This window comes from Stutzerimonas kunmingensis, from assembly GCF_014764705.1.
Taxonomy (GTDB): domain Bacteria; phylum Pseudomonadota; class Gammaproteobacteria; order Pseudomonadales; family Pseudomonadaceae; genus Stutzerimonas.
On record NZ_JACXXG010000019.1, the window covers coordinates 37,453 to 60,204 of the forward strand.

At 62.3% G+C, this 22,752-nt stretch carries 25 protein-coding genes; 13 read left to right on the top strand and 12 right to left on the bottom strand.

Annotated features, from left to right (window positions below; genetic code table 11):
• Positions 1–19: 19 nt before the first annotated feature.
• The 3 genes from IEG05_RS14770 to IEG05_RS14780 are packed head-to-tail and all read right to left on the bottom strand — an operon-like array spanning position 20 to position 1,091.
• Positions 20–637, bottom strand: a complete 618-nt coding sequence (locus IEG05_RS14770) for an SOS response-associated peptidase (protein ID WP_014821314.1) — start codon at positions 635–637, stop codon at positions 20–22.
• Positions 638–648: 11 nt separating this feature from the next.
• Positions 649–909, bottom strand: a complete 261-nt coding sequence (locus IEG05_RS14775) for a putative signal transducing protein (protein ID WP_014821315.1) — start codon at positions 907–909, stop codon at positions 649–651.
• Entirely contained in the window at positions 909–1,091 is a 183-nt protein-coding gene (locus tag IEG05_RS14780) for a CPXCG motif-containing cysteine-rich protein (protein ID WP_003302744.1), read from the bottom strand. Before IEG05_RS14780 ends, IEG05_RS14775 begins: the two co-directional genes overlap by 1 nt.
• Before the next feature lie 238 nt (positions 1,092–1,329).
• Between IEG05_RS14780 and IEG05_RS14785 the strand changes: the two genes are divergently transcribed.
• On the top strand, positions 1,330–2,496 hold the full coding sequence (locus tag IEG05_RS14785; protein ID WP_191122313.1) for a 1-acyl-sn-glycerol-3-phosphate acyltransferase: 1,167 nt from the start codon (positions 1,330–1,332) through the stop codon (positions 2,494–2,496).
• Positions 2,497–2,552: 56 nt separating this feature from the next.
• On the opposite strand, the gene IEG05_RS14790 is transcribed toward IEG05_RS14785, so the two are convergent.
• On the bottom strand, positions 2,553–2,825 hold the full coding sequence (locus IEG05_RS14790; RefSeq protein ID WP_125862207.1) for a hypothetical protein: 273 nt from the start codon (positions 2,823–2,825) through the stop codon (positions 2,553–2,555).
• Positions 2,826–3,213: 388 nt separating this feature from the next.
• On the opposite strand from IEG05_RS14790, the gene IEG05_RS14795 reads away from it, so the two are divergent.
• On the top strand, positions 3,214–4,563 hold the full coding sequence (locus tag IEG05_RS14795) for a DUF1329 domain-containing protein (protein WP_191122314.1): 1,350 nt from the start codon (positions 3,214–3,216) through the stop codon (positions 4,561–4,563).
• A 141-nt stretch (positions 4,564–4,704) separates the two neighbouring features.
• On the opposite strand, the gene IEG05_RS14800 is transcribed toward IEG05_RS14795, so the two are convergent.
• Complete coding sequence (locus IEG05_RS14800; protein WP_014821319.1) at positions 4,705–5,289, bottom strand: YajG family lipoprotein; 585 nt, start codon at positions 5,287–5,289, stop codon at positions 4,705–4,707.
• Between the two features lie 168 nt (positions 5,290–5,457).
• Between IEG05_RS14800 and IEG05_RS14805 the strand changes: the two genes are divergently transcribed.
• The gene (locus IEG05_RS14805) at positions 5,458–5,649 is read left to right on the top strand and encodes a hypothetical protein (RefSeq protein WP_014821320.1); all 192 of its coding nucleotides are present in this window, start codon (positions 5,458–5,460) and stop codon (positions 5,647–5,649) included.
• Between the two features lie 86 nt (positions 5,650–5,735).
• Here the strand turns inward: IEG05_RS14805 and mqo are convergent, their stop codons facing one another.
• The gene (gene mqo / locus IEG05_RS14810) at positions 5,736–7,247 is read right to left on the bottom strand and encodes a malate dehydrogenase (quinone) (protein WP_191122315.1); all 1,512 of its coding nucleotides are present in this window, start codon (positions 7,245–7,247) and stop codon (positions 5,736–5,738) included.
• Between the two features lie 322 nt (positions 7,248–7,569).
• On the bottom strand, positions 7,570–7,857 hold the full coding sequence (locus IEG05_RS14815) for a PA4642 family protein (RefSeq protein WP_191122316.1): 288 nt from the start codon (positions 7,855–7,857) through the stop codon (positions 7,570–7,572).
• Positions 7,858–8,049: 192 nt separating this feature from the next.
• Here IEG05_RS14815 and dauA point away from each other — a divergent pair, with 192 nt between their 5' ends.
• Positions 8,050–9,780, top strand: a complete 1,731-nt coding sequence (gene dauA / locus IEG05_RS14820) for a C4-dicarboxylic acid transporter DauA (RefSeq protein ID WP_125897754.1) — start codon at positions 8,050–8,052, stop codon at positions 9,778–9,780.
• Positions 9,781–9,817: 37 nt separating this feature from the next.
• Here the strand turns inward: dauA and IEG05_RS14825 are convergent, their stop codons facing one another.
• Positions 9,818–10,729 (bottom strand): SDR family oxidoreductase, encoded by a 912-nt coding sequence (locus IEG05_RS14825; protein ID WP_191122317.1) that lies wholly within the window; start codon positions 10,727–10,729, stop codon positions 9,818–9,820.
• Positions 10,730–11,423: 694 nt separating this feature from the next.
• Between IEG05_RS14825 and IEG05_RS14830 the strand changes: the two genes are divergently transcribed.
• The 9 genes from IEG05_RS14830 to IEG05_RS14870 all read left to right on the top strand — a co-directional run bounded on the left by IEG05_RS14830 (position 11,424) and on the right by IEG05_RS14870 (position 18,251).
• Positions 11,424–12,011 (top strand): LOG family protein, encoded by a 588-nt coding sequence (locus IEG05_RS14830; protein ID WP_041014805.1) that lies wholly within the window; start codon positions 11,424–11,426, stop codon positions 12,009–12,011.
• Between the two features lie 405 nt (positions 12,012–12,416).
• On the top strand, positions 12,417–12,893 hold the full coding sequence (locus IEG05_RS14835; protein WP_191122318.1) for a DUF2726 domain-containing protein: 477 nt from the start codon (positions 12,417–12,419) through the stop codon (positions 12,891–12,893).
• A 118-nt stretch (positions 12,894–13,011) separates the two neighbouring features.
• Complete coding sequence (locus IEG05_RS14840) at positions 13,012–13,497, top strand: SgcJ/EcaC family oxidoreductase (protein WP_046617982.1); 486 nt, start codon at positions 13,012–13,014, stop codon at positions 13,495–13,497.
• A gap of 164 nt (positions 13,498–13,661) precedes the next feature.
• Positions 13,662–14,684 (top strand): DUF5924 family protein, encoded by a 1,023-nt coding sequence (locus tag IEG05_RS14845; RefSeq protein ID WP_191122319.1) that lies wholly within the window; start codon positions 13,662–13,664, stop codon positions 14,682–14,684.
• Between the two features lie 57 nt (positions 14,685–14,741).
• Positions 14,742–15,260, top strand: coding sequence for an MgtC/SapB family protein (locus tag IEG05_RS14850; RefSeq protein ID WP_014821328.1), 519 nt, complete (start codon positions 14,742–14,744; stop codon positions 15,258–15,260).
• A 32-nt stretch (positions 15,261–15,292) separates the two neighbouring features.
• Entirely contained in the window at positions 15,293–16,606 is a 1,314-nt protein-coding gene (locus tag IEG05_RS14855; protein WP_191122320.1) for a PQQ-dependent sugar dehydrogenase, read from the top strand.
• An 82-nt stretch (positions 16,607–16,688) separates the two neighbouring features.
• A complete protein-coding gene (gene osmE / locus IEG05_RS14860) occupies positions 16,689–17,030 on the top strand; it encodes an osmotically-inducible lipoprotein OsmE (protein WP_042928487.1) in 342 nt (113 codons plus the stop codon).
• Positions 17,031–17,097: 67 nt separating this feature from the next.
• Positions 17,098–17,496, top strand: a complete 399-nt coding sequence (locus tag IEG05_RS14865; RefSeq protein WP_191122321.1) for a Rho termination factor N-terminal domain-containing protein — start codon at positions 17,098–17,100, stop codon at positions 17,494–17,496.
• 221 nt (positions 17,497–17,717) lie between these two features.
• Entirely contained in the window at positions 17,718–18,251 is a 534-nt protein-coding gene (locus IEG05_RS14870; protein ID WP_014821332.1) for a ferritin-like domain-containing protein, read from the top strand.
• A gap of 119 nt (positions 18,252–18,370) precedes the next feature.
• On the opposite strand, the gene lpxC is transcribed toward IEG05_RS14870, so the two are convergent.
• The 4 genes from lpxC to IEG05_RS14890 form a co-directional block, all read right to left on the bottom strand.
• Positions 18,371–19,282 carry a UDP-3-O-acyl-N-acetylglucosamine deacetylase gene (gene lpxC / locus IEG05_RS14875; RefSeq protein ID WP_003302766.1) on the bottom strand — a complete coding sequence of 304 codons (912 nt, stop codon included), beginning with the start codon at positions 19,280–19,282 and terminating at the stop codon, positions 18,371–18,373.
• Positions 19,283–19,397: 115 nt separating this feature from the next.
• Positions 19,398–20,585 (bottom strand): cell division protein FtsZ, encoded by a 1,188-nt coding sequence (gene ftsZ / locus IEG05_RS14880; RefSeq protein ID WP_125897763.1) that lies wholly within the window; start codon positions 20,583–20,585, stop codon positions 19,398–19,400.
• Between the two features lie 49 nt (positions 20,586–20,634).
• Positions 20,635–21,882 carry a cell division protein FtsA gene (ftsA, locus tag IEG05_RS14885; RefSeq protein ID WP_041014813.1) on the bottom strand — a complete coding sequence of 416 codons (1,248 nt, stop codon included), beginning with the start codon at positions 21,880–21,882 and terminating at the stop codon, positions 20,635–20,637.
• A 12-nt stretch (positions 21,883–21,894) separates the two neighbouring features.
• A complete protein-coding gene (locus IEG05_RS14890) occupies positions 21,895–22,752 on the bottom strand; it encodes a cell division protein FtsQ/DivIB (RefSeq protein ID WP_191122322.1) in 858 nt (285 codons plus the stop codon).

Consider the following 22,752-nt stretch of genomic DNA (forward strand, 5'->3'; position numbering starts at 1 on the left):
ACGACGCAGCCGCGCCGGTTCACGCCGGCGTGAGGCACTCCGGCCCGTCGATACGCGGGTCATTCACCACGGTTGCCAGTGGCCGCTCACGCAAGGCCGGCTGAGGCTGGGCCAGCAGCGCCTGCAATGTCTCGAGCGGCGTTTCGGGATCGAGCCAGGCGGCCTGCCCGGCTTCATTAAGCATCAGTGGCCGACGCAGCGTAGCCGCGGGCAGCGTCACCACGGCGGCGCTCAGATACGTATGACCCTGTACCGGATAGGCTTCCCAGAGTGCGGCGAAATAGCCGAGCGAGCCTTCGCTGGTCATCCAGTACGGGCGCTTGCGCGCCGAGCCACGCCACTCGTAGAAGCCGTTGGCCGGCAGCAACCCGCGCCGCTGGCGAAACGCCTCGCGAAACATAGGCTGTTCGCTGATGGTTTCTGCCCGGGCCTGGGCAGGGGTGCGCGTCAGATCGGTAAGCCAGGCCGGGGTCAGCCCCCAGCGCACGCGGCTGAGCTGCAACTGCGCATCGACCTGACGCAACAGCAGCACCGAAGCGCCAGGCGCGAGGCTCCAGTGCGGTTGCTGATCGGAGGGGAAGCCGGGCAAGGCAGCGAAGTCCTGGCTCCAGCGGAAAAGGGCATAGCGACCGCACATAAAAAGACTCGTCAGCAGATCAGTTCGCCGGGGTAACTCTCCGGTTCATCGCCCGGCAACGGCTCGGCGCCATTGTACGCAGCGATCAGCTGACGTGCCCGCTCGGCATCCGCATCCGCAACCATCAGTCCGAGCAGCCCGGCCGCCGGCAGCTCGCCCATGGCGCCGATCAGATGACTACCCGCCAAGAATGCCTCGATGCCCTCGGCAATCAACATGCCGCTGAGCATCTCCGCCTCCAGCAGATCGCGCGGCTCGTAGATACGCCGCATCATTCGTCCTCCCCTCGGGTTTCCAGCTGCCACTGTTCACCGTCCGTACGCAGATCAAAGACGATCGGCCGGCAGCACACGGCGCAGTCCTCGATGTACTGCTGATCGCCCGCACTGAGATCGAGGACGGCCTCGACCGGCTCGCCACAATAAGGGCAATGAAAGAGCTGTGTTTCCAGCATCGGTCCTCCGCGTGACTTGTCGCTATAATCGCCGTCTTTAAAGGTCGCTGATTCGAACCTTTAAGAAGACCGACTCGGTGTGTCCCGCAATTGGGCACCCTGGGCCGCAAGTAGGGTTTCTCAGGCATGAGGCGAAACGGCCGTTTACTCGATGAGTATGAGCCAGCCGGCTCCGGTCCGTTCCGCGAATTGCCTGCCCACCGCTGCAGGCCCGTTCCTCGTTTCCTTTACAGAGAGCATGATGGACGAATTCGAAGCCATCCGACCCTACGCCGACGCCGAAGTACCGCTAGTCATGGCGCGCCTGTTCGCCGATCGCGAGTTTCTCGACATTCTGGCGCACTTCCGTTTTCCGCGGCTGGCCGACAGCATGGGCTGGCTGATCAAGCCAGTCATCTCGCGGCGGTTGCGCAAACAGTTCGCCAGTATCCGCACGGTGGATGCACTGCAGCACAAGATCGAAGCTTACATCGACCGCACCATCGAACGTGCTACCGACGGCGTCACCTTTACCGGGCTCGAGCAGCTTCAGCAGGGCCGAGCCTATCTGTTCCTGGCCAACCACCGCGACATCGTCATGGACCCGGCGTTCGTCAACTATGCGGTCTATCAGGCCGGCATCCGCACCCCGCGCATCGCCATCGGCGACAACCTGCTGCAGCGCCCCTTCGTCAGCGACCTGATGCGTCTGAACAAGAGCTTCATCGTGCGCCGTTCCATCAGCGGTCGGCGCGAGAAACTGGCGGCTTACCAGGTGCTGTCGGCGTACATCAACCATTCGATCCGCAACGATGGCGAGTCGGTGTGGATCGCCCAGGCCGAAGGGCGCGCGAAGGATGGGGACGACCGCACCGATTCGGCGATCCTCAAGATGCTGCACATGAGCCGCAAGGACGAGGCGTTCGCGGACGCACTGGCGGCACTGCGCCCGGTGCCGGTGGCGATCAGCTATGAATACGACCCATGCGACCAGGCCAAGGCCCGCGAGCTATACATCCGCGCCACCACCGGCACCTATACCAAGGCACCGGGCGAGGACGACGCGAGCATTGCCCTGGGCATCACCGGCTACAAGGGACGCGTGCACATCGCCTTCGGCACGCCCATGGAGCGCGCGCCCGAAGATTCCAAGCAGATGGCCCTGGCGCTGGATCGGCAGATTCTCGGCAGCTATCGGCTGTTCCCGGTGCACTACCTCGCGTACCGGCTCTGGGACGACCGTGATCCGGATATCCAGGTGCCCAGTGCCGCCGAGCTGTTCAGTCGCGAGGAAGTGGAGCGCGCCGAAGCCGAATGGAGCAAGCGTCTGGCCGCCTGCCCAAGCGTGCAGCAGCCCTATCTGATTCAGCAGTACGCCATGCCGGTGCGCAATCAGTACCGGCTCAACGCCGGTCTGGAACCCTGAACCCGAAAGGCCCGCAGTACCTGATCCGCGGGCCCTTCAGCGAATCGAAAACACGTTCAGAGCAGCCGTGAGGCCATCGACAGCCCCAGGCCGAGCAGCAGTCCAGCCCCGCCTACCCTGTTGAACAGCTGATTGACGCGCTGAGTCGCGCCATCGCTCGTCGACGCCGTTTCCAGTGCGGAAGCGACCAGCGGCCGCCGCAGGGCGCGTGTCTCTCGCCAATGCGTCGCCAGTAGCAACCAGCCGCCGCATAGCGCGCACAGCAGCGCCAGCCCGTTGAGAAGCAATGCTGGGGCGATCACCAGCCCCGACTGCGCATGTAACACCATCCAGATTTTCCTCTCTTCGAAGTCGCCCAGGCAGCCGCATAGTGTATCCAGACGCCCGCCAGGATTCCGAATTCCCCGACGGAGCGATGTCAGCTCTGCACCATTATCAGGCCAGCTTATGACGCGCTCTTCACCGGTCGGCCTTGACTAAAGGTCGGGCGCGCCGTCACCCTCGGCATACCTCGAAACGGCGAAATAGAGCCTGTGCGGGGGCGGCAGCCAAATGCGATAACGGTCGATGGACAAGCATCCCTTTCCATCGAGCGGTTATCCGCAACCCAGGCGCTGCAGGCACAGCTCTTCAGGCCGAATCACATGGCGCAGCAGCAGCGAGCGCCACGGGGAATCAGCTATTCAGAAATGACAGGACGAGATAATGAAAATAACAATGTTCACAACCGGAGCGCTCACGCTTTCACTGCTGGCCAGTAACGTCATGGCTGCGGTGTCCGAAACCGAGGCGGCCCGCCTCGGCAACGAACTGACGCCGATCGGCGCGGAGAAGTCCGGCAACGCTGCAGGTACCATTCCGGCCTGGACCGGCGGACTGGCTCAGGACGCTGCGGCGGTGACGCCAGACGGTTTCGTCGGCGACCCTTACGCCAGCGACAAGCCGAAGTTCACCATCACGGCGCAGAACTACGAGCAGTACAAGGACAACCTGACGCCTGGGCAGATCGCCATGCTCAAGCGCTATCCGGACAGCTACCGCCTGCCGGTCTACGAGACACGCCGCAGCGCGGCCATGCCCCAGCATGTCTATGACGCCGCCGCGCGCAATGCCACGCAGACCAACATGGTCCGCGGCGGCAATGGCCTGGAAAACTTCGAGAAGGCCGTCGCCTTCCCGATTCCCAAGGACGGCCTGGAAGTCGCCTGGAACCACATCACCCGCTACCGCGGCGGCTCGGCGCGGCGCGTCGTCGCCCAGGCCACGCCACAGGTGAACGGCAGCTTCAGCCTGGTTAAGTTCGTCGACGAGGTGGTCTATACCGACACCCTGACCGACTACAACCCCGATAAGCATGGCAACGTGCTGTTCTACTTCAAGCAGCAGGTCACCGAGCCGTCCCGCCTGGCCGGCAACGTGCTGCTGGTACACGAGACCCTCGACCAGGTGAAGGAACCGCGCATGGCGTGGATCTACAACGCCGGCCAGCGGCGTGTACGCCGCGCCCCGCAGGTCGCCTATGACGGCCCGGGCACTGCAGCCGACGGTCTGCGCACATCCGACAACCTGGACATGTTCAACGGTGCGCCGGACCGCTACGACTGGAAGCTGATCGGCAAGAAAGAGGTGTACATCCCCTACAACTCCTACCGCCTGGATTCGCCCGAGCTGAAGTACGAAGACATCGTCAAGGCCGGCCATATCAATCAGGACCTGACCCGCTACGAGCTGCACCGCGTATGGGAAGTGGAAGCCACGCTGAAGTCGGGTGAGCGCCACATCTATGCCAAGCGCCACTTCTTCATCGACGAAGACACCTGGCAAGCTGCGGTGATCGACCATTACGACGGCCGCAACCAGCTGTGGCGAGTAGCCGAGGCACACAGTCTGTACTTCTACAACGTGCAGGTTCCGCTGTACTCGATGGAGACCCTGTACGACCTCATCTCTGGCCGCTATCTGGTCATGGGCATGAAGAACGAAGAGAAGAACCCCTACACCTACAACTACAAGGCCAACTCCAACCAGTACACCCCGGCTGCGCTGCGCAACTCCGGCGTTCGCTGATTCGACTGGCTGCACTCGACGCCCCGCTGATCGCGGGGCGTTTTCGTTTACGCCCCGTGAAAACGAAGAAACCCTGCCAGGCGGGGCCATGGCAGGGTTTCGGATCGGCAGGACCGGCGAGTCGTGCGTATCGCTGGCGACTTACTCGGCTAGCAGGCGACCGATGTTGTCGTCGCGGAAGACGCGGGTCAGCGCATCGCTCAACACATCGGTGACCAGCTTGGTGTTGGTCTGCTCGTTCGGCGCCATGCCGAAACGCTGGTTCAGCGAGGCACCATAGCGGCCGTTGTAGCGTTTACCGGCGTTCTGCACTTCGATCTTCAGCGTCGCGCCAATATTGGCCTCGGTCACGTACAGGCCTTCTTTCGGCGACTGGTACTTCAGCTCCGCGAGGGTCAGGGTCAGCTGCGGCGCGTTGTAGGCGTTGGGCGACGGGGTGAAGCCGAGCAGGCGCACCGCCGCTTCGGTCTGAGCCTGCAGCTTGGGTATGACCTTGGCACTTGGCACGATCACCGCGCTGGTTTCCGGGTAAAGGCCGCCGCGGGTGCCAAGCGTCGGCGAGGGGCGCGCATCGACCACGCGCACGACGACCGGCTGGCCCTGGCCGACAGGATTGATGGTGCCATTGAGTTTGGGGTTCGGATCGAGCTGCTGCGGGCTGTGGGCACAGCCTACGAGACTCATTCCAAGAACGGTGACAAAACCGAACAACAGGCGTTGCAGCATGCTGTTTTCTCCAGGTTAGGGGGCGACGAGTGCGGCGCAGTATACCCAGCGGTGCGACGCGCCGACAGTGATGCGATTCAGACCGATGGCAGTGCTGCGCCGTTCATTTAATGCGGCTGTCATAGAGCCCTGCGATAAGGGAGCATCTCTTCGCCAGGAGTGAAACCCATGCGCCAGATCCTTTCGCTGCTGCGCCGCCGCAAGCCCCGTCATTTCGCCCTGCTCGACGAACAGGGGCGCTGCCGCATGCTGCTGAGCAGTGCCGGCCGGCCCGATGGCGCGAACTGGGTGGAGGTCGAGGAAGCGCGTCTGAGCTGGATTGGCCAGCATCTTCCCACCGACTGCGAACGCGCGGCCTGAGCGGCAACAGGCGCTTTGTTCAGGGCACAAAAAAGCCCCGCAGGTTCGTACGGGGCTTTTCGTTCGAGCCGGGACTGGCCTGCTGGTCAGTACTCCAGGCCCAGGCGCTTGTCGGCCATTTCGCTGATTTCGCGGTAGGCTGCTGCGTCGTTCTGCAGTGTGGTTTCGCGAGCCGGGAACATTTCCTGCAGCTTGCTGGACCAGGCCTGCGAACGGTACTGCTCGGGGAAGCAGCGCTCGAGCAGGTCGAGCATGATCGAAACGGTCACCGAAGCACCCGGCGAAGCGCCGAGCAGCGCGGCGATGGTGCCGTCTTTCGCCGCGACTAGTTCGGTGCCGAACTGCAGGATGCCACCCTTCTTCGGGTCCTTCTTGATGATCTGTACGCGCTGACCGGCGATCTCCAGACGCCAGTCCTCGGCCTTGGCCTCGGGATAGAAACCACGCAGGGTTTCCAGGCGATCCTCCATGGACTGCATCACTTCCTTGATCAGGTAGCGGGTCAGGTCCATGTTGTCGCGTGCCACGGCCATCATCGGGCCGATGTTGCTCGGCCGAATCGACAGCGGCAGGTCCATGAACGAACCGCGCTTGAGGAACTTGGTGGTGAAGCCGGCGTAGGGCCCGAACAGCAGGGACTTCTTGCCGTCGACGACACGGGTGTCCAGGTGCGGTACGGACATCGGCGGCGCGCCGACCGCTGCCAGGCTGTAGACCTTGGCCTGGTGCTGCTTGACGATTTCCGGGTTGTCGCAGCGCAGCCACTGACCGCTGACCGGGAAGCCGCCGAAGCCCTTGCCTTCGTCGATACCGGACATCTGCAGCAGCGGCAGCGCAGCGCCACCGGCGCCGAGGAAGACGAAGCCGGATTGCACCTGGCGCGATTCGCCGGTGCGAGTGTTCTTGATGTCGACTTTCCAGCCGCTGGCTGTACGGTCGAGACCGGTGACCTTCTGGTTGTAGGACACCTTGACCCCAGCACTGCGCGACAGATAGCCGAGCAGTTGGCTGGTAACCGCACCGAAATTGACGTCGGTACCGTTCATGGCGCGAGTTGCAGCGATAGGCTCGTCGGCGGCGCGGCCCGGCATCATCAGCGGCATCCACTCGGCCAGAGTCGCGCGATCCTCGCTGTACTCCATGTCAGCGAAGGCATGATGGGCCTTCAGCGCATCGAAGCGACGCTTGAGATAGTCGATGTTCTTGCTGCCGCGCACGAAGCTCAGATGCGGAACAGCATTGATGAAATCACGCGGGGAACCGAAACCTTCACGGTCAGCGAGGTAGGCCCAGAACTGCTTGGAGACCTCGAACTGGGTGTTGATCAGCACGGCCTTCTTGATGTCGATTGCGCCATCTTTGCTGTCGGGCGTGTAGTTCAGCTCGCAGAGCCCGGCGTGACCGGTACCGGCATTGTTCCACGGATTGGAGCTTTCGATGGCCCCGGATTCCTGCAGCTCGACGATTTCCAGCTTGATATTGGGATCGAGTTCCTTGAGCAGTACCGCGAGGGTCGCACTCATGATGCCGGCTCCCACCAGCACCATATCCACTGCTTCGCTATCGTGTTGCGTCATCAACGCGTTCTCCAGAATCACAGCATTAAACTGTCGAGACCGCAGTACGCGGCCCCGTAAAACCCACCAGCCAGACGGTCAGGAACGGAGCATGTGCCTGGACCGCTGCTCGGGAACATGTGCCCGAGAACAGGAAGCCAGAGGCTGCCTGCCAGCTGTCGGAAGGGCGGCTTTTGGCCTCCTTCCTCTCGCTGCGATCCATCCGGAGCGGGCCTGGCCCAGTGCTCGACGGTGGACGCTGCGAGGAAAACGATTGCGAATCATGTTGCCGAAGCCAGCCGCAACCTTCGCCGCTGGCAGCGGACTGTGCCGATGCATTCGATACGAAACGGCGGCCCTCAGTTCAGCCGCGCATGGCCTCGATCAGTTCGATATAGGGCCTGGCCTGACGCTGCTTGGCGACCAGATCGATAAAGCTCTGCCCTTGGCTATCCCGGGCATCGAGGTCGTAGCCGGCGGCCACGAAGAAGCCGAGAAAGCGCTCGAAATCATCAATGCGCAGGCCGCGATAGGCCTTGATCAGCTTGTGCAGCGAAGGGGGGGTATCGTCAGCCGGTTCAGGCTGAAGAAACAGCTTGATCGACTCATCCGCGATCTCGTCGCCAATCACCTGCTTCTTGTCTTTACGCATGCCGCCTCCGGTCCACGGGGTCTCACGGGGGCGGCAGTTTACTCCTCGCAGGCGACGCACTCAACGCGCCAGGCCGGCTTGCGACCAAGGTCGTACATCGCCGCCTCGGTATACCGGGCGATCTTTCAGCACAAATAACAAGAGCTGCCCGCGCTTATAATGGCGCCTTCGCCTACAAGGAGCGTCCCAGGCATGAAGCTTCCCCCACTGTTTGCCGCCTGGCATCAGGTCCTGCGTCTGGGCTACGGTGCCCGCGCACTGCGCGGCGATATCAGCGCCGGCCTGACGGTCGGCATCATCGCCATCCCGCTGGCCATGGCTCTGGCGATCGCCGTTGGCGTGGCGCCACAGCACGGCCTCTACACCGTACTGATCGCCGCGCCACTGATCGCGCTGACCGGGGGATCGCGCTTCAATGTCTCCGGGCCGACAGCGGCTTTCGTGGTGATCCTGTTGCCGATCACCCAGCAGTTCGGCCTTGGCGGCCTGCTGCTGTGCACCATGCTCGCCGGTCTGATCCTGATCGCGCTGGGCCTGCTGCGCGCTGGACGCCTGATCGCATTCATCCCCTACCCTGTCACCCTCGGATTCACCGCGGGCATCGGCATCGTCATCGCCACTCTGCAGATCAAGGACTTGTTCGGCCTGACGCTGACCGAACAGCCACAGCACTACGTCGAGCAGGTCGGCCTGCTGCTGCGCTCGCTGCCGGGCGCCCGGCTCGGCGACGCGCTGGTGGCGGCGATCTGTCTCGCGGTGCTGATCATCTGGCCGCGCTGGGTACCGAAAGTACCCGGGCACCTGGTGGCACTGACCGTCGGTGCGCTGGCAGGTTTGCTGCTGGAATCGTCCGGATTGTCCGTGGCGACCCTTGGCGAGCGGTTCAGCTACACCCTGGACGGCATCACCCATCCGGGTATTCCACCGTTTCTCCCAGATTTCGCCTGGCCCTGGCTGCTACCCGGTCCGGATGGCCAGCCGCTGCAGCTGAGTTACGAGCTGTTCCGCGAATTGCTCGCGCCGGCGTTTGCCATCGCCATGCTCGGCGCCATCGAGTCGCTGCTTTGCGCCGTGGTCGCCGACGGCATGACCGGCAGCAACCACGAGCCCAACGGCGAGCTGATCGGCCAGGGGCTGGGCAATCTGGTCGCCCCGCTGTTCGGCGGCATCACGGCGACCGCAGCGATCGCCCGCAGCGCCACGAATGTCCGGGCCGGGGCGTTCTCGCCGCTGGCAGCAATGATTCATGCGGGTGTGGTGCTGGTCGCAGTGCTCTGGCTGGCGCCGCTGTTCAGTTACCTGCCCATGGCGGCACTGGCGGCGTTGCTGGTGATGGTGGCCTGGAACATGAGCGAAGCACCGCACGTGATGCACGTATTGCGCATCGCACCGCGCAGCGATGTGCTGGTGCTGCTGACCTGCCTGACACTCACCGTGCTGTTCGACATGGTGCTGGCCGTCGGGGTCGGGCTGCTGCTGGCAGCCGGGCTGTTCATAAAGCGCATGAGCGAGCTGACCGACACCACCACTCTCTCGCGCGAGCAACGGCGCATCCTCCAGGACATGCCCGAGCACGTGGCGACCTACGCGATCCGTGGGCCGCTGTTCTTCGGCGCGGCGGAAAAGGCGCTGGGCGCCCTGCGGCGCTTCAATCCCGAGGTGAAGGTGGTGATCGTCGACATCAGCGCAGTGCCGATGCTGGACATGACCGCGCTGGCATCGCTGGAAAACGTGCTGGTGGATTACCGCCGACTGGGGGTAACGCTGATCCTGAGCGGCAGCAATGCGCGAGTCCGCCTGAAATTGCGCCGCGCCGGCATTCACCGCCTGCAGGGGCATCTGCTGTATGTGCGCAACCTGAGTCAGGCCCGCGAGAAAGCACTACGCCTGTTGCGCCCGGAGCCGGGCGAGGCCCCCATCTGAATGCGCTCCCGGATTGCCCGGCAGCGCAAGCCATAGGTCAGCCTGCGTATTTTTGCAGGTTGGCCATCATCTCCTTCAACGCTTCCATGTTGTCAGCCGGGTGCGCCGCGTTCTCGAAATTACAGATCTGCTGCCACTGCGCGGCGACATCCTCGGCATCGAAACCGGCCTTCGGATCGAAGCCGACGCCAAGGCTGCGTTCCCAGCGCACCTTGCCCATCCAGCCGCCGCCCACCTCGAACAGGCCGGAGGTTTCCTGGCACTGCTCGCTAGCCAGATACACCACCAACGGACTCACCAGTTCGGGTTTGAGCTGCTCGAACACCTGCGGCGGTATCAGCCCCTCGGTCATCCGCGTGCCGCCGGTGGGCGCGATGGCGTTGACCAGCACGTTGTTCTTGCGCCCTTCCAGCGCCAGCGTGCGGGTCAGGCCGTACAGACCGAGCTTGGCCATGCCATAGTTCGACTGCCCGAAGTTGCCATAGATGCCGGAGGTCGAAGCGGTGAAGATCACCCTCCCGTAGTTCTGTTCGCGCATGTGCGGCCAGGCGGCACGGGTGACCTTGTAGGCGCCCTCGACATGCACCCGATAGACCAGATCCCAGTCGGCGTCTTCCATCTTGTGGAAGGTCTTGTCGCGCAGGATGCCGGCGTTGTTCACCACCACATCGATGCGGCCGAAGGAATCGAGGGCCTGTTGCACGATGCGATCGCCATCGGTTACTGAATCATGATTGGCGACAGCGGTACCGCCCGCCTGGCGAATTTCCTCCACCACTCGGTCGGCGGCGGAGCTGTTGGCTCCATCGCCCTGAGTGCTGCCGCCCAGATCGTTAACCACGACCTTCGCACCGTGGCGGGCGAACAGCAGCGCGTGCGCCCGCCCGAGCCCGCCGCCGGCTCCGGTCACGATCACTACCTTGTCTTCGAAGCGGATGGCATCAGTCATGCGTACTCCCTCAGCGGTCTTGGATGAATTCAGGAGCGCCGAGTGTCGATCAGGCGCCGGGACCCGACAACCAACCGCCCGGAAATGAATGCCAGTGCATAAGAGTCGAGGATGGGCTGCTCCGACGCCAATGTTCTGGACGTTTTTTATTCATACCGCCGACAGCCGTGCCATCACTGGCCCGGCGGCGTATTTGCCCAAACAACTCACAGCGTTATCCACAGCCATCGTGGATAACTGATGCGATCACTACCATCGTGAAACGGCACCGCACACATTGCCTATGAACGTGCGAGGCCTTCTGTTATGCGGCCTGTGGTCGCATCAAGCGGGACTGAGCAAAAAACGCACATACTGCTGGAAGTCCCGCGCCGCTTCGCCTGGAGCAGACCTTCCCAAGGTTATCCACAGAACCGCACACAACTATCGGGGATAAATGAAGCGGCAAATAGCGCAAGTGCTATCACGGCAATGTCGAGAATCTAAGAGCGCCGGGAGCGCCCTGTTCTTAGCATGAGCGCATCAACCGACGGAGAGATTGTCCATGTCCAGTCGCAATCTGCTCGAGAGCCTGTTTGCCAATTACGCGTGCGCCAGCGGAGGTGCATTGAACGGCCGCTGACATCGCCCAGCACGCTTGGCCGTTCGTCCATGCCCGCGTACCCTTCCGCCAGCCCTAAGAGCGGAGTTAACGATGACCTTGCGTTCCATTTGCGTTTTCTGCGGCGCCAGCCGTGGTTCGAACCCCATCTATGAACAAGCAGCCCAGGATCTCGGCCGCACCCTCGCGGCCAACGGCATCCGGCTGATCTACGGCGGCGGCGCCGTCGGCCTGATGGGGGTCGTGGCAGACGCCACCATGGCTGCCGGCGGCGAGGTGATCGGCATCATTCCGCAGAGCCTGAAAGATGCCGAGGTCGGCCACACCGGCCTCACTCGGCTGGAAGTAGTCGACGGCATGCACGCCCGCAAGGCGCGGATGGCAGAGCTCGCGGATGCCTTCATCGCTTTACCTGGCGGACTGGGTACGCTGGAGGAGCTTTTCGAGGTCTGGACCTGGGGTCAGCTTGGCTATCACCCCAAACCGCTCGGGTTGCTGGACGTCAACCACTTCTACAGCAAGCTCAGTCATTTCCTCGATCACCTCGTCGAAGAGGGATTCGTCCGCTCCCAGCACCGCGAGATGTTGCAACGTAGTGACGAGTCGCAGGCGCTCATAGAGTTGCTGGATGCCTGGCAACCGCCTACTCATAGTCGCTGGGCCAAAAATTCGCCGCTGTGATCTGGCTGAATCCAGCTGATCAAATTTCACTCTCCGAGCTGTAGCCCACGCATCAAGCGGGCCGCAGCTCTGCCTCCCCATGTTATCCACATGCGCATCCACAGCAAAAGTGGATAAGCGCTCGCTTCGACCTGTTGTGTTACGCATGTGCGGGCAATACGACGTTTTAGAAGCCTTGAACCTGCGAACGTACAATTTTCGATCAATAGGCTCGATCGCTAGTGCCGCTAGGGCTGTAGCAAGCAGCTAAATGGTTATCCACAACTCGGCCCACAGCTGTAGTGGATAAGGTAGCCGAACGAATCGAACGCGCTGGACTCAACAAAAGCATCGCTCGTCTAATTCCTAGGCTTACACCATGGGTGCATCAACAAGGCTTCAATCGCTGCATCAGGGCAGACGTCCATGAGCTGGCTGGCCCTGACACTGGTGGCGTTCGTCATCTTCGTGCTGGTCTTCTTCGTCAAGAACCGGCAGCTCAACCATCCCGCGCTGCAGTATCCCTATCGCCTCAAGGCGCCACTATTCTCGCCAGCGGAACGCGAGCTGCTGGAAATGCTGCAACGCACGGTCGGCGAGCGCTATCTGATCTTCCCCAAGGTAAGCGTCGCCGACGTTGTGGAAGTCACCGCCATCGCCCGACGGGCGTACTGGTACCGCGCCACCAACCGCATCGCGGCCACGCGCTTCGATTTCGTGCTGTGCGACAGGGCCGATCTTCAGCCGGTCTGCGTCATCAACCTGCACGACCCGGACACCGATGAGGAATTCATGGATCGACTGTGCGAGACGATCGGGTTACCGCAGGTCCGCCTGCCAGCGGATGCAGCGCGCTCCTATAGCGTTGTCCGGGAAGCCATCGAGTCGGCACTGCAGCCCTGATCGACCGCTGGCGGGAATGAGCGCAGCAGCGGACGGTCACAAGTCTGCATGACGTATCCAAGCTGTGCAGTACCGCTGCGGAGACATCCGCAATCGACCACCGGCTACGAGTGACACTATGAAATACGCCCTCCCCCTGCTCCTTTCCCTCGCCCCGCTGGCTGCGCTGGCGGACGACCCGACCTGTCATGGCACCAACGAAGCGCAGGTCGCCGCGCTTTTCGATCGCTGGAACGACGATGTGCAATCAGGAGACCCGAAACGCGTGGTGGAAAACTACGCACCTGACTCGATGCTGCTGCCTACAGTGTCCAACACGCCGCGGCAGACGGCGGAAGCCAAGCTCGACTACTTCGAGCACTTTCTGGCGCTGAAACCAAAGGGCGAAATTGTCTCGCGAATGATCATGATCGACTGCAACAGCGCGCTCGATACCGGGCTCTACAGCTTCAAGCTGGGCGACGGCAAGACGGTGCCGGCTCGTTATACCTTTACCTACAAGTGGTTCGCCGACGCCGGACAGTGGCTGATCACCAGTCACCACTCATCGGCGATGCCAGAGCAGCCCGAGGCGGTACAGCAGGTGATCGAAGAGAGCGACTGATCGTCCTGCGAAATACGCCAAATAGGGGCGCCTGGCCACACCAGCGGGGCGCGCCCGCTGTACCATCCGCCCTCGACAAGCGAAGGGTCTCGACCGCGGGCTTGCACCAGCCCGCCTGTGCTCGATACTTCTGATAAGCACGCCGTATCCGGACCCGAACCATCATGCAACTCAAGCCGCTGTTATCACGCCTGTTCGACCTGGCTAGCCGCCTGATTCGGCGCTATCCAGGTACGGTTGCGCTGTTCGGCTTCGTTTCCGGGGTGGCGAGTTTCGTTCTGGTGGAACGCCACGCCGGCCTGGCCAAGGTGGTCGCCCTGGTGATGCTGGTGAGCTGGCTCTGGCTGGTACTGGAATCGAGCCTGCGGCGCAGTCTGCAGCGCTGGTTCGGCTGGCAGGTGCCAAGACCGCTGCTGCGCTATGCCACCCAGATGGTGCATCAGGAAAGCCTGTTTTTCATCATTCCGTTCTTTGCCATCACCACCACCTGGAACAGTGGGCAAGCCCTGTTCACCAGCCTGCTTGGCGCCGCCGCGCTCGTTTCGCTGATCGATCCGCTGTACTACAAATGGCTGGCACCGCGGCGCTGGGTCTACCTGGGGTTTCACGCGCTGACGCTGTTCGCCGTCCTGCTGACCGCGTTGCCGATCATCCTTCATCTGTCCACCCCGCAGAGCTATCAGCTGGCGCTGGGCGTCGCAGTAGTGCTGGCCCTGCCGAGCCTCAGCGGACTGTTTCCCCGCTCGAACTGGCGCACGTGGCCCGGCATCCTGTTGCTGGCAGTGGCGCTGGGTGGCGCTGGTTGGCTGGGACGGACCTGGGTGCCCCCGGCAACCCTGTGGCTGACCGATGTCGCCGTGACCATGAGCCTCGATGATCAGCAACGCAAACCCGGTAAGGGGCTGCGCGAAATCACCAGCGCAGAACTGCACGCAAATGGCCTCTACGCCTATACCGCCATCAACGCACCGCGCGGCCTGAAGGAGCGCATCTTCCACGAGTGGAACCACAACGGCCGGCGCGTCGACCGTATCGCCCTGGAGATCAGCGGCGGCCGCGAAGCCGGTTACCGCGCCTGGACCCACAAGCGCAACTTCCCGGAGAAATCATCGGGCCGCTGGCGAGTACGTGTCGTTACCGAAGCAGGCCAGATGATCGGCATGCTGCGTTTCCAGGTCACCGATTAGCGAACCCCCCGCCGCCTCGCGTATCCAAATCAGAACCAGCCTGGCTTGGAGAAGGACATGGAGTGGTGGGCGAGCATCTCCTACACCATCGCGTCGGAGTTCTCCGACATCACCGACCTGGAGGACGCGACCCGCGTCAGTAGCCGTCTGCTGATCGCGTCGATTCTCGGCGGCCTGCTCGGCTATGAACGCGAGCGCCGACGCAAGGCCGCCGGCTTGCGCACCCATATGCTGGTTGCGCTTGGGGCAGCGTTGTTCGTACTGGTGCCGGTGCAGGCGGGCATGAGCCTCGAGGACATTTCCCGGGTGATTCAGGGCCTGGTTACCGGTATTGGCTTTCTCGGAGCCGGGACTATCCTCAAGGGCGACTCCGCGGAAGACGTCAAGGGCCTGACCACCGCCGCGGGCATCTGGCTTACGGCCGCGATCGGTGTCGCCGTCGGCCTCGGGCATGAAGCAACGGCCGTAATGAGCACGCTGTTGGCGCTGGCGATCTTTGCTTTGATGCCACGGCTGGAGCGGCATACTGCCCTGCGTGCCGCGCGCAAGCGTCGCCACCCGGACCAGCCGCGCTAACGAACGCCACTCCACTGCCCAAGGATTTCGCCATGTCCAACTTCCGTATTCTTCTGACCGGCGCTGTTCTGGCTGCTCTGGCAGGATGCAGCGAAACGGCCAAGCTTCCAGTGGAATTCGGATACGGCCCGACACCAGCGCTGCCAGAGCCGAAAAAGACAGTCCTGCCCACGGTGCACATCGCCCCCGCCAAAGGCTGGCCGCAAGATGGCAAGCCGCAGGCGGCGGCCGGTCTGCGCGTGGCGGCGTTCGCCCGTGACCTGGACCATCCCCGCTGGCTCCATGTGCTGCCCAATGGCGATGTGCTCGTGGCGGAATCGGACGCACCGCCGAAGCAACAGAGCCAGGGACTGCGCGGCTGGATTGCCAGCAAGATCATGGCCCGCGCTGGCTCCGGAGGCCCCAGCGCAAACCGCATCACCCTGCTGCGCGATCGTGACGGCGATGGCGTGGCGGAACAGCGCACGGTGTTTCTGGAAAACCTCAACTCCCCGTTCGGTATGGCGTTGGTAGGCAACCACTTCTACGTCGCCAACACGGACGCGCTGCTGCGCTTTCCCTATACGCCCGGCACCACCCGTATCACTGCGAACGGCGAGAAGGTCGTGGACCTACCCGCTGGGCCGATCAATCACCACTGGACCAAGAACGTCATTGCCAGCCAGGACGGCAGCCGCCTCTATGTCACCAGCGGCTCCAACAGCAATGTGGCCGAGAACGGCATGCAGGCCGAAGAGAACCGCGCAGCGATTCTCGAGGTGGATCCGCAAGCCAGGAGCATGCATCTGTTCGCTTCAGGCCTGCGCAACCCCAATGGCCTTGCCTGGCAACCGGACAGCGGAGCGCTATGGACCACCGTCAACGAGCGCGACGAGATCGGCAGCGATCTGGTGCCGGACTACATGACGTCGGTACAGGACGGCGGATTCTACGGGTGGCCCTACAGCTACTTCGGCCAGCACGTCGATGAGCGCGTGCAGCCCCAGTGCCCGGATCTGGTCGAGCGCGCCATTGTCCCGGACTATGCACTGGGCGCGCATACCGCCTCGCTCGGCCTGATCTTTTACGAAGACACGCTGCTGCCGCAGCACTACCACCATGGCGCGTTCGTTGGTCAGCACGGCTCCTGGAACCGCAAGCCGCGCAGTGGCTACAAGGTGGTTTTCATCCCGTTCCGCAACGGCATGCCGGCTGGGCAGGCAGAGGATGTGCTGACCGGCTTCGTCAACGAGGCAGGAGAGGCAATGGGTCGCCCTGTAGGCGTCGCCGTGGACAAGACCGGGGCCGTGCTGGTGGCCGACGATGTCGGCAACGTGGTCTGGCGCGTCACCCCTGATGACCGTTGATACCGTCGCCCGCTGATCCGTTGAACCTTGCCGGACGCCGTATGGCCATAAAGGTAACGTCCATACGCAACGAGGCACTCCCATGATCAAGCGCGCCATCTACATCTTCGCCCCTGTCGTGCTGCTCGCCGGCTGTTCCGGCAATGTGCAGAACCCGGTAGACCGCATCACCTTCCGTGACGAGCCACTGGTACGCGATGTGGAGACTGGCATGTCTCAGGAGCAGGTACTGGCCATCGGTGGGGAGCCCTCGAAGGCCGCAGCTCGCACTGTAGTGCCTGGCATCTGCCACGATTACATCCTCAATCGCGATGGCCATCAGCAACCTTATTACGTCAGTTTCGATGGCTCCGGCCGCGTGGACGGCCAGGGCTTCCTGACCTGCGATCAGCTTGAGGAAAACCAGCGCAAACTGCATCGCTGACAGCCGGGCACAGGCGCGAGCACGCTTCGGGCCTGTGCATTCAACGCTCCCCTTGAAGGAGACCAGCATGCCTCGTGGAGAAAAAACCAAGTACACCGACAAGCAGCAACGCAAGGCCGAGCACATTGAGGAAGGCTACGAGAAGCGTGGCGTCCCTGAGGACGAGGCCGAAGCGCGCGCATGGGCGACGGTCAACAAGCAATCCGGTGGCGGCGAACGCAAAGGGGGCTCGGGCAGGAGCAAGAGCGAGACCACCAAGCGGGCTGAGCGCAAGGACTCGGCCCACCGCGCAGCCGATGCCCGCCAGGGCAGATCACCAAACAAGGGTTCGGCACGAAGCTCGACGTCGACCAGCACGGCGCTTGCCGACATGACCCGCGACCAGCTCATGGAAAAGGCCCGCGAGCGGGACATTCGTGGCCGTTCGAAGATGCGCAAGAACGAACTGCTACGGGCGCTGAGCTGAGGACTGAGGGCATGCCGATGATTGACCAAACCGCTCCGAAAGAGGGCAATCCTAAGCGCGAGGACCCAGGCGACCCTGTGCCGATTGATGAGCCGGGTGAGCCTGAGCCGGCGCCCGCACCGCCGGACGAGCCCCACCGCTAAACTTTTCGCCAGCATCCTGTTCTCAAACTGGGAACCGTGAATCACCGCGTCCGCGGTGAACCAGACCAGGAGATGGCAATGAGCTACGTACAACTGAGCGATAAACAGAGCCTGCGCGAGCGGGCTCGTCAACATGTCGAGAATGGAGCCGTCACCGAGAGTTACTCGGCCGATCGAGAAGTCGTGATCAACCTGCTGAACGAAGCGCTGGCGACCGAACTGGTTTGCTATCTGCGCTACAAGCGCCACTACTACATGGCCACAGGGCTGAAATCCAGCGCCGCCGCGGACGAGTTTCTCGAGCATGCCAATGAGGAACAGGAACACGCCGATCGGCTGGCCGAGCGCATCGTACAACTGGGTGGCGCACCGGACTTCAACCCGGACGGCCTGACGGAACGCGCCCACGCGCAGTACGCCGAAGGCAACGGCCTACGCGACATGGTTTTCGAGAACCTGGTGGCCGAACGCATCGCCATCGACAGTTATCGGGAAATCGTCCAGTACATCGGCGACAAGGATCCGACCACCCGCCGCATCTTCGAGGACATCCTCGCCCAGGAGGAAGAGCATGCCGACGACCTGGCTGGCTTGCTGGACGGCATGAACTAGCCCAGCACGCGCCAGCGGCGCCTCGCTGAATCCGTCGATACGACGTTTCCACCAGCGTTCAGCGAACCTAAAAAAAGGCCACCCTAGGGTGGCCTTGAATATAGGAAGAGAGGTACAGCTTAGCCGGCTGCCACCGGACGCATGTAGGAGATCGGTGCGGTCTGCGGGTCATCGAAGGTCACCAGCTCCCACGCATCCTTTTGTTCCATCAGGGTGCGCAGCAAACGGTTGTTCAACGCGTGGCCGGATTTATAGCCGCGGAATTCGCCGATCAGACTGGTGCCCAGCAAGTACAGATCACCAATGGCATCGAGAATCTTGTGCTTCACGAATTCGTCCTCGTAACGCAGGCCGTCTTCGTTGAGCACACTGGTTTCGTCCACCACGATTGCGTTCTCAACGCTGCCGCCAAGCGCCAGGTTGTGCGAGCGCAGGAACTCGATGTCGCGCATGAACCCGAAGGTACGTGCACGGCTGACTTCCTTGACGAAGGAAGTGCTCGAGAAATCCACACTGGCAGTCTGGGTGCGGCCTTTGAAAACCGGATGGTCGAAATCGATCTCGAAACTCACCTTGAAGCCGTCGAAAGGCAGGAAGGTAGCGCGCTTGTCACCTTCCTCGACTGTCACTTCACGCTTGATGCGGATGAACTTCTTGTGGGCGTCCTGCTCCTGCAGGCCGGCGGATTGAATCAGGAATACGAAAGGTCCAGCGCTACCATCCATGATCGGCACTTCCGACGCTGAAAGTTCGACGTAGGCGTTGTCGATCCCCAGGCCAGCCATTGCCGACAGCAAATGCTCCACTGTGTCGACCTTGACGTCACCGTTGACCAATGTCGTGGACATGGTGGTTTCGCCAACGTTCTCGGCCCGCGCAGGAATCTCCACAGGCGGGTTGAGGTCGGTGCGACAGAACACGATTCCGGTATCCACCGGTGCCGGTTTCAGGGTGAGATAAACCTTCTCTCCCGAATGCAAGCCGACGCCGGTGGCGCGAATGATGTTCTTCAGGGTGCGTTGTCTGATCATGGCCTTTTGCTTCGCTTTAGCGCTAGTTGCGAATAGTTTTCAACAATTGGCGGCGATAATAGCAGAAGCCAACTTTGCTGAACACCAATCACAACGATACTCCTGATAAATTCAATCAATCGGCCTGACGACGCAGAAACGCGGGAATGTCCAGATAATCCAGATCTTCCTGCGGATTCAGCTTGGCTGCGGTGGCAGCTGCATGCGCCTGATTACGCATCACGGTCGGACGCTCCAGGTCACGATAATTGACCGCGACCTGCTCATGCTGACGCGGTGCCGGAGCGGCGGAAGCGGCAACAGAGGTCTGCACGGTGTTGTCGACGACCTTGACCGGCTTTTCATTGCGCGGACCGAGCCCGGTAGCGACCACGGTGACATGCAGCTCGTCGGCCATGTCCGGATCGATCACGGCGCCAACCTTGACGGTGGCCTCATCGGACGCGAAGGCCTCGATGATTTCGCCCACGGCAGCGTACTCGCCGAGCGAAAGGTCCAGACCAGCAGTGATGTTGACCAGAATGCCACGTGCGCCCTGCAGGTTGACGTCTTCCAGCAGCGGGTTGCGAATGGCAGCCTCGGTGGCTTCGCGAGCACGGTTCGGGCCGGTGGCGCAACCAGTGCCCATCATCGCCATACCCATCTCGCCCATAACGGTCTTGACGTCGGCGAAGTCGACGTTCATCAGGCCCGGACGCTGCATGATGTCGGAGATGCCACGGACCGCACCGGCCAGTACGTCATCAGCCTTGGCGAAAGCGGCCAGCAGGCTGGCGTCCTTGCCGAGGATGGTCAGCAACTTCTCGTTGGGGATAGTGATCAGCGAATCGACGCAATCGGACAGCGCACGGATACCTTCGTCGGCCACCTGCATGCGACGACGGCCCTCGAAGGGGAACGGACGGGTGACCACGGCGACGGTAAGGATGCCCATTTCCTTGGCTACCGAAGCGATGATCGGCGCAGCGCCGGTACCGGTGCCGCCGCCCATGCCGGTGGTGATGAACACCATGTCCGCACCTTCCAGTACTTCGGCGATGCGCTCACGATCTTCCATCGCCGCCTGGCGACCGATGTCCGGATTGGTACCGGCACCCAGACCTTTGGTGATGGCCGAGCCGAGCTGCAGCACGGTGCGTGCTTCAACTTTCTTCAGCGCCTGGGCGTCAGTGTTGGCGCAGATGAATTCGACGCCTTCGACGTTATTGCGAACCATGTGGTTCACGGCATTGCCGCCACCGCCACCGACACCGATGACCTTGATGACTGCACTTTGCGGGGTATGATCTACGAGTTCGAACATTTCCCTCTCTCCTTCCAGCTTTCTAGTTTTGGTTGTTACAGCGCACTGCTTAAAAATTGCCCTGGATCCAGCCCTTGAGCCGGTCCAGAACAGACGTCTTTGGTTCGTCGGCGAAACTGCCGATGCCAGACACGGGAATGCCGTCGGCCTGCTTTTGCAGTCCGTACAGCAACAGGCCCACGCCCGTTGAATAGATGGGGTTGCGTACTACGTCGCTCAGTCCCTTGACGCTATGCGGCACGCCCAGGCGCACCGGCATGTGAAAGATTTCCTCGGCCAGGTCGACGGCTCCTTCCATCTTCGCTGTACCGCCTGTGAGAACGATCCCGGCCGGGATCAGATCCTCGTATCCGCTACGACGCAGCTCGGCCTGGATCAGGGTGAACAGCTCGTCATAGCGCGGCTCGACCACCTCTGCCAGAGCCTGCCGCGAGAGTTCGCGCGGTGGACGATCGCCGACGCTGGGAACCTTGATGGTCTCGCCTGCACCGGCCAGCTTGGCCAACGCGCAAGCATAACGAATCTTGATCTCTTCGGCATACTGGGTCGGCGTGCGTAATGCCATGGCGATGTCGTTGGTGACCTGATCGCCGGCGATCGGGATGACCGCGGTATGACGAATCGCGCCTTCGGTGAAAATGCAGATGTCGGTGGTGCCGCCGCCGATGTCCACCAGGCAGACGCCCAGCTCCTTTTCATCGTCGGTCAGTACCGCGTGTGCAGAGGCCAGTTGCTCCAGGATGATGTCATCCACTTCCAGGCCGCAGCGACGCACGCACTTCTCGACATTCTGCGCCGCATTCACCGCGCAGGTGACCACATGGACCTTGGCCTCGAGGCGCACGCCGGACATGCCCAGCGGTTCGCGCACACCTTCCTGGTTGTCGATCACGTAATCCTGCGGCAGCGTGTGCAGCACGCGCTGGTCCGCCGGGATTGCCACAGCCTGGGCGGCGTCAAGTACCCGCTCCAGGTCCGCGGCGCTGACTTCACGGTCGCGGATCGCAACGATGCCATGGGAGTTCAGGCTGCGAATGTGGTTGCCCGCCAGGCCGACGAAGGCCGAATGGATGCGGCAGCCAGCCATCAGCTGAGCTTCTTCTATAGCGCGCTGAACCGACTGCACGGTGGATTCGATATTGACCACCACGCCCTTCTTCAACCCGCGCGAAGGATGGGTACCGATTCCCACGATTTCCAGCTCACCATCGGCGGTCACCTCACCTACCAGCGCCACCACCTTGGAGGTGCCGATGTCCAGGCCGACGATCATCTTGCCGCTTTGCACGCTCGACATGTGTTTCATTCCTCAATTCTTCGCAGCGACGGTCGTATCCGTCACAGTCGGGACCGGCTCATGCCAGGCGACGGCCAGGCCGTTCGCATAGCGCAGATCGATCCGTGCGATCTTCTCGCTTTCCTGCTCCAGCGCCTTTTGATAGATGGCGGTGAAGCGACGCATTTTTTCTACAACCTGGTCCCGCCCCAGCAGCAACTCGACGCCCTGGTTGGTGGTCAGGAACCAGCTTCCACGCTCGCGCAGCTCCAGACGGGAAATGGAGAATCCCAGCGGGCGCAGCATCTGGCTGAGTATCTGGTATTGCTGCATGACACGCTGTTGGGCCCGCTTCGGACCATATAAATGTGGCAAGTGTTCATATCGGGTCAGGTCATCCGGCGAGAAAGCCTGCCCTTTATTGTTAAGCAATGCTTCACCCCCCCAGCGGGCAATCGGCAATTGCTCATCCAGCCGCACCATCACCTGGTCCGGCCAGACGCGGCGGACTTCGACATGGGCGATCCACGGCATCTGTTCCAGTTGGTGGCGCATGCCGTTCAGATCAACCTTGAAGAAGCTCTGCTCGACGAAAGGCGCTATACGCTGCTGGACCGCCTCGCGACTCACATAGCCCAGTTCGCCCTGCACACTGACCTTGGCGATCGGCCGATCGGCATAGGGCAGCAGCCGCTCGCCCAGCTCGTAAAGCCCGACCGCCAACCCGACCAGTAGCACCGGCCAGACGAAACGCTTCAGCCCGGCGAGGCTCGGCTTCGGCAGGCGCTGCGACAGCGGCTGCGGTTGCACCAGGCGGCTCGCTCCCCGTTGCGCGGGCTTGCGCGAGGCGCGGCCGCTTCCGGGTTGCGAATGGCGCAGCGTGGCGATCAT

Excerpts from the sequence above, each read along its gene's own strand:
- IEG05_RS14770 (WP_014821314.1), bottom strand. The coding sequence starts at position 637 with ATGTGCGGTCGCTATGCCCTTTTCCGCTGGAGCCAGGACTTCGCTGCC.
- IEG05_RS14775 (WP_014821315.1), bottom strand. The coding sequence starts at position 909 with ATGCGGCGTATCTACGAGCCGCGCGATCTGCTGGAGGCGGAGATGCTC.
- IEG05_RS14780 (WP_003302744.1), bottom strand. The coding sequence starts at position 1,091 with ATGCTGGAAACACAGCTCTTTCATTGCCCTTATTGTGGCGAGCCGGTC.
- IEG05_RS14785 (WP_191122313.1), top strand. The coding sequence starts at position 1,330 with ATGATGGACGAATTCGAAGCCATCCGACCCTACGCCGACGCCGAAGTA.
- IEG05_RS14790 (WP_125862207.1), bottom strand. The coding sequence starts at position 2,825 with ATGGTGTTACATGCGCAGTCGGGGCTGGTGATCGCCCCAGCATTGCTT.
- IEG05_RS14795 (WP_191122314.1), top strand. The coding sequence starts at position 3,214 with ATGTTCACAACCGGAGCGCTCACGCTTTCACTGCTGGCCAGTAACGTC.
- IEG05_RS14800 (WP_014821319.1), bottom strand. The coding sequence starts at position 5,289 with ATGCTGCAACGCCTGTTGTTCGGTTTTGTCACCGTTCTTGGAATGAGT.
- IEG05_RS14805 (WP_014821320.1), top strand. The coding sequence starts at position 5,458 with ATGCGCCAGATCCTTTCGCTGCTGCGCCGCCGCAAGCCCCGTCATTTC.
- IEG05_RS14815 (WP_191122316.1), bottom strand. The coding sequence starts at position 7,857 with ATGCGTAAAGACAAGAAGCAGGTGATTGGCGACGAGATCGCGGATGAG.
- dauA (WP_125897754.1), top strand. The coding sequence starts at position 8,050 with ATGAAGCTTCCCCCACTGTTTGCCGCCTGGCATCAGGTCCTGCGTCTG.
- IEG05_RS14825 (WP_191122317.1), bottom strand. The coding sequence starts at position 10,729 with ATGACTGATGCCATCCGCTTCGAAGACAAGGTAGTGATCGTGACCGGA.
- IEG05_RS14830 (WP_041014805.1), top strand. The coding sequence starts at position 11,424 with ATGACCTTGCGTTCCATTTGCGTTTTCTGCGGCGCCAGCCGTGGTTCG.
- IEG05_RS14835 (WP_191122318.1), top strand. The coding sequence starts at position 12,417 with ATGAGCTGGCTGGCCCTGACACTGGTGGCGTTCGTCATCTTCGTGCTG.
- IEG05_RS14840 (WP_046617982.1), top strand. The coding sequence starts at position 13,012 with ATGAAATACGCCCTCCCCCTGCTCCTTTCCCTCGCCCCGCTGGCTGCG.
- IEG05_RS14845 (WP_191122319.1), top strand. The coding sequence starts at position 13,662 with ATGCAACTCAAGCCGCTGTTATCACGCCTGTTCGACCTGGCTAGCCGC.
- IEG05_RS14850 (WP_014821328.1), top strand. The coding sequence starts at position 14,742 with ATGGAGTGGTGGGCGAGCATCTCCTACACCATCGCGTCGGAGTTCTCC.
- IEG05_RS14855 (WP_191122320.1), top strand. The coding sequence starts at position 15,293 with ATGTCCAACTTCCGTATTCTTCTGACCGGCGCTGTTCTGGCTGCTCTG.
- osmE (WP_042928487.1), top strand. The coding sequence starts at position 16,689 with ATGATCAAGCGCGCCATCTACATCTTCGCCCCTGTCGTGCTGCTCGCC.
- IEG05_RS14865 (WP_191122321.1), top strand. The coding sequence starts at position 17,098 with ATGCCTCGTGGAGAAAAAACCAAGTACACCGACAAGCAGCAACGCAAG.
- IEG05_RS14870 (WP_014821332.1), top strand. The coding sequence starts at position 17,718 with ATGAGCTACGTACAACTGAGCGATAAACAGAGCCTGCGCGAGCGGGCT.
- lpxC (WP_003302766.1), bottom strand. The coding sequence starts at position 19,282 with ATGATCAGACAACGCACCCTGAAGAACATCATTCGCGCCACCGGCGTC.
- ftsZ (WP_125897763.1), bottom strand. The coding sequence starts at position 20,585 with ATGTTCGAACTCGTAGATCATACCCCGCAAAGTGCAGTCATCAAGGTC.
- ftsA (WP_041014813.1), bottom strand. The coding sequence starts at position 21,882 with ATGTCGAGCGTGCAAAGCGGCAAGATGATCGTCGGCCTGGACATCGGC.
- IEG05_RS14890 (WP_191122322.1), bottom strand. The coding sequence starts at position 22,752 with ATGATCGCCACGCTGCGCCATTCGCAACCCGGAAGCGGCCGCGCCTCG.